The sequence below is a fragment of the Mesorhizobium sp. P2_F7 genome, assembly GCF_056403695.1.
This window is the reverse complement of sequence record NZ_JBFUFA010000030.1, coordinates 1-7664: the sequence shown is the minus strand read 5'-3', so window position 1 is coordinate 7664 and position 7664 is coordinate 1. Positions and strand designations below refer to the sequence as shown.

Genomic DNA, 7664 nt, shown 5'->3' with positions numbered 1-7664 from the left:
CCGCCGTGGATGCCGCAGCAGCTCCGGCGGCACCGGCCCCGGCAGCAACGCCGCCGGCTGCGGCAGTGGCCGAACCCAAGATCGTCGTCGAGGCGGTCGAGATCGACGGCAACAAGATCTTCGTTGCCGGTCTCGCCGACGCCGGCCGCAAGGTGCGCGCCTATGCCAACGATATCCTGCTCGGCGATGCCACGACTTCTCCCGACGGTCATTTCCTGGTCGAGGCGACGCGCGACATCCCGGTCGGCAGCTACACCATCCATGTCGACGGTCTCGATGCCGACGGCGTGAAGGTGGTGGCGCGTGCCGCCGTGCCGTTCGAGCGCGAACCGGGCGAAGCGGTCGCAGCCGTGGCGCCCGCAGAGACCAAGCCGGCCGACGCAAAACCTGCTGAACCGAAGCCGGCCGCACCGGCTGCTGCCGAAGCTCCGGCTGCGCCGGCCCCTGCAGCGCCGGCCACGGTCGCGGCTGCCCCGGCCGAGCCTGCACCGGCTCCTGCGGCCGAAGCGCCAGCCCCGGCGATTGCCGAGGCCCCGGCAGCGCCCGCTACCGAGGCTCCGGCTGTCGTCGCGGCGGCAACACCCGACGTGCCCGAGACGGTGGCGCCGAAACTCGAACATGCCGACGGCGCCGTCATCATCCGCCGCAACGACACGCTGTGGCGGATCTCGCGACGGGTCTATGGTCATGGCGTACGCTACTCGACCATTTATCTCGCCAACCAGGACCAGATCAGCGATCCCGACCGCATCTGGCCGGGACAGGTGTTCAAGGTTCCAGAAAAGTCGAAGGAAGGCGAAGCCGCCGACCTCAAGGCAATGGGCGAGCAAGCGACGACGGCGCCGGTGAAGGCGCAGTAAGTTCGGGACTATCTGATCTCCCCCCTCGTGGGGGAGATGCCCGGCAGGCCAGAGGGGGTCCTCGCGCGTGAAGCGCTGGCCTTCTCTTCGCTGCAAACGACGTCGCGTCAGGACGTACCGACCCCCTCTGTCGCCTTCGGCGACATCTCCCCCTCAAGGGGGGAGATTAGTCGCAATCTACCCATCGGGTTAGCTTGCCCTGCACCCGTTCATCGTCTATCGCCGATGAACGATGGCCGACTCCCTGACAGAACAAGATCACGCAAACTGCGCACCGCCCGCCAGCCGCGCTGTCGCCGCTCGCTTCGCGGCGCTCTCGCACCCGGCGCGCATCGAGATCCTGAAACATCTATCGGCCAGCAAGTCCTGCTGCTGCCGCGAGGTTGTCGACCATCTCGATCTGGCGCAGTCCACCGTTTCCCAGCATCTGAAGATCCTGGTCGAGGCCGGCCTGGTCCGCTTCCAGCCCGACCGCCAGCGCTCGCGCTATGAAGTCGACCGCGCAGCGCTCGCCGATGTTTCCGCATCGCTGACCGCGCTCGTCAATTCCTGCTGCCCCGGCCGCTGACTCCCACCCAAAAGGCAAGAAAAGTGGCAGAAAAAACCGTTTCCGACACCTCGACCTTCAGCACACTGCGCAATCTGTGGCCCTATATGTGGCCGGCCGATCGCGCTGATCTGAGGGCCCGCGTCACCTGGGCGACGCTGCTTCTGGTCGTCGCAAAGCTGACGCTGGTCGCCGGTCCGTATTTCTTCAAATGGGCGACGGATGCACTGGCCGGCGACGCCAAATCGCAGCCGCCGTTGCCGTCCTTCCTGCTGGCCCCGGTCATGCTGGTCGTCGCCTACAATGTCGTGCGGCTGGTGCAGCTCGGCTTCAACCAGCTGCGTGACGCGCTGTTTGCCCGCGTCGGCCAGTATGCGGTGCGCCAGCTCGCCTTCCGCACCTTCGTCCACATGCACCAGCTGTCGCTGCGCTTTCACCTCGAGCGCCGCACCGGCGGCCTGTCTCGCATCATCGAGCGCGGCACCAAGGGCATCGAGACGATCGTGCGCTTCATCATGCTGAACACGGCGCCGACCATTCTCGAATTCGCGCTGACCACCGGCATCTTCGCCTACACCTATGGCTGGAAATATGTGGCCGTAGTGGCGCTCACCGTCTGGCTCTATGTCTGGTTCACGGTCCGCGCCAGCGACTGGCGCATCTCGATCCGCCGCGACATGAACGACAGCGACACCGATGCCAACACCAAGGCGATCGACTCATTGCTCAATTTCGAGACCGTCAAATATTTCAACAACGAGGCGATGGAGGCCGAGCGCTTCGACCGTTCGATGGCGCGTTATGAAATGGCGGCGACCCGAATCTGGACATCGCTCGGCTGGCTGAACTTCGGCCAGGGCATCATCTTCGGCCTCGGCACCGTCATCGTCATGTGCATGTCGGCGCTGGAGGTGCAGGCCGGCACGCAGACCGTCGGCGATTTCGTCTTCATCAACGCCATGCTGGTGCAGCTTTCGGTGCCGCTCAATTTCATCGGCTTCATCTACCGCGAAATCCGCCAGGGCCTGACCGACATCGAGCAGATGTTCGACCTGCTCGATGTGCCGCAGGAAATCACCGACAAGCCCGGTGCCAAGCCGCTTGCCGTCTCTGCCGGCAAGGTCGAGTTCCGCGACGTGCACTTTGCCTATGATCCCAACCGCAAGATCCTGAAGGGCGTTTCCTTCGAGGTGCCGGCCGGCAAGACGGTGGCCATCGTCGGCCCGTCCGGCGCCGGCAAGTCGACCATCTCGCGGCTGTTGTTTCGCTTCTACGACGTCCAGCGCGGCCAGGTGCTGATCGACGGCCAGGATGTCCGTGACGTGACGCAGGAGAGCCTGCGCGGCGCGATCGGCATGGTGCCGCAGGACACCGTGCTGTTCAACGACACCATCGCCTACAACATCCGCTACGGCCGCGTCGGCGCCAGCGAGGCGGATGTCGAGAAGGCAGCTGAACTGGCCCAGATTGGGCCGTTCATCGCACGGTTGCCCGAGGGCTACCGTTCGATGGTCGGCGAACGTGGGCTAAAACTGTCGGGAGGCGAAAAGCAGCGCGTGGCGATCGCCCGCACCATTTTGAAAGCGCCGCCGATCCTGATGCTCGACGAGGCGACCTCGGCGCTGGACAGCCACACCGAGCAGGAAATCCAGGCCGCGCTCGACCTGGTCAGCAAGGGCCGCACCACCATCGTCATCGCGCACCGGTTGTCGACGGTGATCACCGCCGACGAAATCATCGTGCTCAAGGACGGCCAGATCGCCGAACGCGGCACCCATGCCGAACTGATGCGCCAACACGGCCTCTACGCTTCGATGTGGGACCGCCAGCGCGAAGCGACGGAAGCCGAGGAGCGGCTGCGGATTGCCAGGGAGGGCGATGAGCTGGGTGTGATTGTGCGCAGAAGGACTTCGGAGGTGAGCTAAGCGGCGGAGCGCCAATCTCCCCCCTCGTGGGGGAGATGGCCGGCAGGCCAGAGGGGGGCGCTGTCCCGCTGGCCTGTCATCGGTTGGAGAATACTTCTCGGCCGTCACTCGGTTGCGTAAAGGGTGCACAAGAGACGTCTGCGATCCTTCGCGCCCCCCTCTGCCCTGCCGGGCATCTCCCCCACGAGGGGGGAGATCGAAAATCTCCTCTTGACCTCAACCTAAGTTGAGATCGCAAACCCGTTCCTGAGCCACCGAACCCAAATCGTTCAGGAACGGAGACAGATTGAAATGGATCAACTAAATCAACAGCTTGTCAGTGAAGCCGTATTCCGGGTCGACAAATTCGTCGTTCCCGCCGAGGCCCGCGAAGAAATCCTCAGCAAGGTCAGGGCGACGCATGAACTGCTGCGTCTGCAACAAGGCTTCGTGCGGGATTTCGTGCTCGAGCAATTTTCGGGACCGGGCGAATTCAACCTCGTCACCATTGTTGAATGGGAGAACCAGGCGGCCGTCGACAATGTCGTGCCGATCGTCAAGGCGGCACAGGAGCGGGCGGGGTTCGACCGACAGGCGACGCTGACGCGACTCGGCGTTCGTGCCGATATCGCCAACTATCAGCGGGTTCCCGGACTTTAGCCGGGCCAGCCGACGCCAGGTGCCGGCGCTTCGACGCTGAGCACCTGGCCAGTGCGGGCATCGCTGATCATATGTTCGAAGCCGCGCCATTCGGCGGCGAGGATGAATAGGGTTTTGCCATCCGCTCCGCCCAGCATGCAGGCAAAGCAGCCGCGATCGGCATCGATCGTCTCCAGCACCTCGCCACCTTCACGCACCCGCACGCAGTGCTTGTTGGGAACATCCGCATACCAGGCCGCCCCTTCGGCATCGAGGCAGATGCCGTCGGGAAAGCCGTCGAGATCGGCCCAGACGCGGCGATTGGAAAGGCTGCCATCCTGCGCGATGTCGAAAGCGCTCAGCCGGTTGGCATGCGATTCCGCGATGATCAGTGTCTTGTTGTCCGGCGTCACCGCCATGCCGTTGGCAAAGGCGATGTTCTCGGCCACTTGCCGGACTTTGCCGTCCGGCGTGATCAGAGCGATGGTGCCCGGGCCGAAATGCTCTCCCGGCGCCGGCGCCGGTCCGCCGCCATTGACATAGATGTTGCCGCGCCCGTCGACGACGATCTCGTTCCACGGGCTTTTCGACAGCGATCGAAGATCGGCATGAGTGGCCAGCGTTCCATCCGCCTCCTGCCGCAGCAGCAGACCCTCGCGCCCCGAGATGACCAGCAGCCGCCCATCCGGCAGCCAGTCGATCGAATAGGGCAGGACGGCCGGTACTGTGAGCTCGACCTCGCTCTTGCCGTCGGCCTCGACGGCGACAATCTCGCCGGTGCCCCAATTGCAGACCCAAAGGCGTCGGTCATGCCAGCGCGGCGACTCCCCGAAAGCGAGGCCGGCGGCAACGAGATGCGTTTGGTTGTGCATTGGAGGACACTCCTTGTTGGAGCGCCGTCATGGCAAAGGTCGGCGCCGTCTCACCAAGGACGGGCGAAGGGGTGTCTCCCCGACAGCAAGCCTAACGTTTTTCGCTCAGGAAGAACGTTCCGTCGGCATGGCCGTTGGCGCCGCAGGATGGCGGTTCGGATCTGTCATCCTTGCCGGCGCCGCTCTGCTCGACGACAAGCGCATCGCCACCACGCCGAAAGGTGAAGACAAAGCCGGTCGGTTTGTCGTTGTCGTCGGTGTCGACCAGCCGCAAGGCCTTGCGCTTCTCGACCGTGCCACCGATGTCGCACGCACCGCTTCCCGAGACAGGATTGGTGACGATCTCTGCCGAAATCTCGAGCTTGCCCGAGCCCGCTGCCTTGATCTCGACCGAGCCACGCACACTGCTCCATGTGCCCATCAAACCTGCATCCGACGGCTTGCGGATGCCGGCCAGGAAGGTCGCGCGGTCGCGCAGGAATTCGCCGAGGTCGAAAGTCTGCTGTTCCTTGGGCGTGTTTTCGTTGAAGCCGGCGATCTGGTCGCGATAGGCGATGAAATCGCTCTGGTCGTCCCGCAGCGCCTTGCCGGCATGAGCATCGAGCGTCTTCAGCAGTGCGGCATAGGCCTTCGCCACATCGGCATCGGCTTGCGCCAGAACCGGGTCGGCGCAGATGGCCCTTTCCGCCACGCTGGCGGCTTTGGCGCAGTCGAAGGATGGCTTGCCCTGCGCCGCTGCGGGGTCGCTCGTTGCCAAAAGGGCGGTCAAAACAGCAACCATCGCTGCCAATCGCGTGGCAGTGAGCGGCGCTTTCCCTGATTTCGGCATCATGGGCGGTCGGCCTTTTCGCCGCGCACTGAACCAGCGTTGGCTGGAATTCTGCCGGCAAAGCCGCCGACAGGCAAGCACGTCGCCGTTGCTGCCGGCTGTGGCCGACGCGGCCTTGGCCAATGTTGCGTTGCGACGACGGAACCTTTCCGGTATTGAGGCCGGACCTGAAACAGGAACTGCCCCCATCCCATGAGCTCCATCCAATGAGCCTCGTCGACTCGGTCAAGAATGCCTTCGTTCCGATCCACCGCGAAGGCTATCCGTTCATTGCCGCCTTTGGCGCGGGCACGCTGTTCCTCGGCTATTTCTCCTCGGTGCTGTTCTGGATCGGCCTGATCCTGACCGCATGGTGCGTCTATTTCTTCCGCGATCCCGAGCGCATCACGCCGGTCGACGACCGGCTGGTGGTGAGCCCGGCCGACGGCATTATCTCTGCGGTCGGGCCGGCCGTGCCGCCGCGCGAACTTGGCCTCGGTTCCACCGAGATGACCCGCATCTCGGTGTTCATGAACGTCTTTTCCTGCCACGTGAACCGCGCCCCGGTGCGTGGCCGCATCACCAAAATCGAGCACCGGCCGGGCAAATTCCTCAATGCCGAACTCGACAAGGCAAGCTCGGAGAATGAGCGCAACGGGTTGGTCATCGACAGCCCCAACGGCACCGTCGCCGCCGTGCAGATCGCCGGCCTGGTGGCACGCCGCATCGTCTGCTGGGCCGAGACCGGCGGCTCGATCGCCATCGGCGAACGTTTCGGGCTGATCCGCTTCGGCTCGCGCGTCGACGTCTTCCTGCCCTCGACCGCCGTGCCGCGTGTCGCCGTCGGTCAGACGGCGGTCGGCGGCGAAACTGTGCTCGCCGAATTCGGCGGCATCGCCGCAACCCCGCTCGTCAGGATCTCGTAAGCGGTGGGCGCGCCGTTCAAAAAGTTCGAGGCTCACGGCAGCGGCGGCCCGCGCATCCGCGAAATCCCGATGCGCATGGTGCTGCCCAATCTGGTCACCGTGCTTGCCATCTGCGCCGGCCTGTCCGGCATCCGCTTCGGCTTCGAGGGCCGCTTCGAGCCGGCCGTGGTAATGGTGCTGCTTGCCGCGTTCCTCGACGGCATAGACGGGCGCCTGGCGCGCATGCTGAAGGCGACATCCAAATTCGGCGCGCAGATGGATTCGCTGGCCGATATCGTCAACTTCGGCGTCGCCCCGGCGCTGGTGCTCTATGCCTTCCTGCTCGACCGCGCGGGATCGCCAGGCTGGATCGCGGTACTGCTGTTTGCCATCGCCTGCGGCTTAAGGCTGGCGCGCTTCAACGTGCTCGATGAAGACCACGATCGCCCGATCTGGCAGAGCGAGTATTTCGTCGGCGTGCCGGCGCCGGCAGGCGCCGTGCTGGTCATGCTGCCGCTCTATTTGTCGTTCCTGCGCGTTGGCGTTGAGCCCAGCCGTACCGCCGCCTTCGTCGCCAGCGGCTTCACCATCCTGGTCGCCTTCCTGTTGGTCAGCCGGCTGCCGGTCTACTCCGGCAAAAGCCTGAAAGTGCCGGGCGACAAGGTGCTGCCGATCATCCTTGCGGCGGTGCTCTACGTGCTGCTGCTGATGACCTATCCCTGGTACACGCTGACCGCCTCGGTCGCCGGCTATCTCATCTTCCTGCCCTTCAGCGTCCGCGCCTATTCCAAACGCGCTTTGCGCGAGGGCGAAAAGGTGCCGCCTTCGGATATTGGGTAGAGTCGTGCAGCCACGCTCGGTCGAGTTCCTTCACACCCCCCTCTGTCCTGCCGGACATCTCCCCCTCAAGGGGCCCGTTGCGTTATTAGGCTTTGGACGCCTGGAGAGACAGCAGGGGCGCATCGAGGTGCTTTCCGGCGCGGGTTTGCGGCCGGATGGGGTAGGAGTTGGCGTATTCGGTGGGTTTCGGGCGCACTGCGACCCAGGCTCAGGTGGCCAGCGTTACCCAGCGGCGCATGTTGAAGGCGATGGCCGCGATGAGGACCTGTCCTGCCGCCTTGGCCAGGCC

General features: G+C 64.7%; 8 protein-coding genes. 6 read left to right on the top strand and 2 right to left on the bottom strand.

The genetic code is table 11. From position 1 onward, the window contains the following. The 4 genes from AC1DZ8_RS33215 to AC1DZ8_RS33200 form a co-directional block, all read left to right on the top strand. Positions 1-860: LysM peptidoglycan-binding domain-containing protein (locus tag AC1DZ8_RS33215; protein WP_477402393.1), on the top strand; the 860-nt coding region annotated here is incomplete at its 5' end. Between the two features lie 232 nt (positions 861-1092). Next, positions 1093-1428: an ArsR/SmtB family transcription factor gene (locus AC1DZ8_RS33210; RefSeq protein WP_477311139.1), complete on the top strand. Its 336-nt coding sequence runs from the start codon at positions 1093-1095 to the stop codon at positions 1426-1428. 23 nt (positions 1429-1451) lie between these two features. Beyond that, entirely contained in the window at positions 1452-3332 is a 1881-nt protein-coding gene (locus tag AC1DZ8_RS33205) for an ABCB family ABC transporter ATP-binding protein/permease (RefSeq protein ID WP_477311141.1), read from the top strand. A gap of 291 nt (positions 3333-3623) precedes the next feature. Continuing rightward, positions 3624-3971, top strand: a complete 348-nt coding sequence (locus AC1DZ8_RS33200; RefSeq protein ID WP_477311179.1) for an antibiotic biosynthesis monooxygenase family protein — start codon at positions 3624-3626, stop codon at positions 3969-3971. On the opposite strand, the gene AC1DZ8_RS33195 is transcribed toward AC1DZ8_RS33200, so the two are convergent. Both AC1DZ8_RS33195 and AC1DZ8_RS33190 read right to left on the bottom strand, forming a co-directional pair. Continuing rightward, positions 3968-4822, bottom strand: a complete 855-nt coding sequence (locus tag AC1DZ8_RS33195) for an SMP-30/gluconolactonase/LRE family protein (protein WP_477311181.1) — start codon at positions 4820-4822, stop codon at positions 3968-3970. The genes AC1DZ8_RS33200 and AC1DZ8_RS33195 overlap by 4 nt on opposite strands. A gap of 91 nt (positions 4823-4913) precedes the next feature. Continuing rightward, positions 4914-5603: a lysozyme inhibitor LprI family protein gene (locus AC1DZ8_RS33190; RefSeq protein WP_477311183.1), complete on the bottom strand. Its 690-nt coding sequence runs from the start codon at positions 5601-5603 to the stop codon at positions 4914-4916. Positions 5604-5773: 170 nt separating this feature from the next. Between AC1DZ8_RS33190 and AC1DZ8_RS33185 the strand changes: the two genes are divergently transcribed. Next, on the top strand, positions 5774-6556 hold the full coding sequence (locus tag AC1DZ8_RS33185) for a phosphatidylserine decarboxylase (RefSeq protein ID WP_477311185.1): 783 nt from the start codon (positions 5774-5776) through the stop codon (positions 6554-6556). 3 nt (positions 6557-6559) lie between these two features. Then, entirely contained in the window at positions 6560-7375 is an 816-nt protein-coding gene (locus AC1DZ8_RS33180; protein WP_477311187.1) for a CDP-alcohol phosphatidyltransferase family protein, read from the top strand. Positions 7376-7664: the final 289 nt, after the last annotated feature.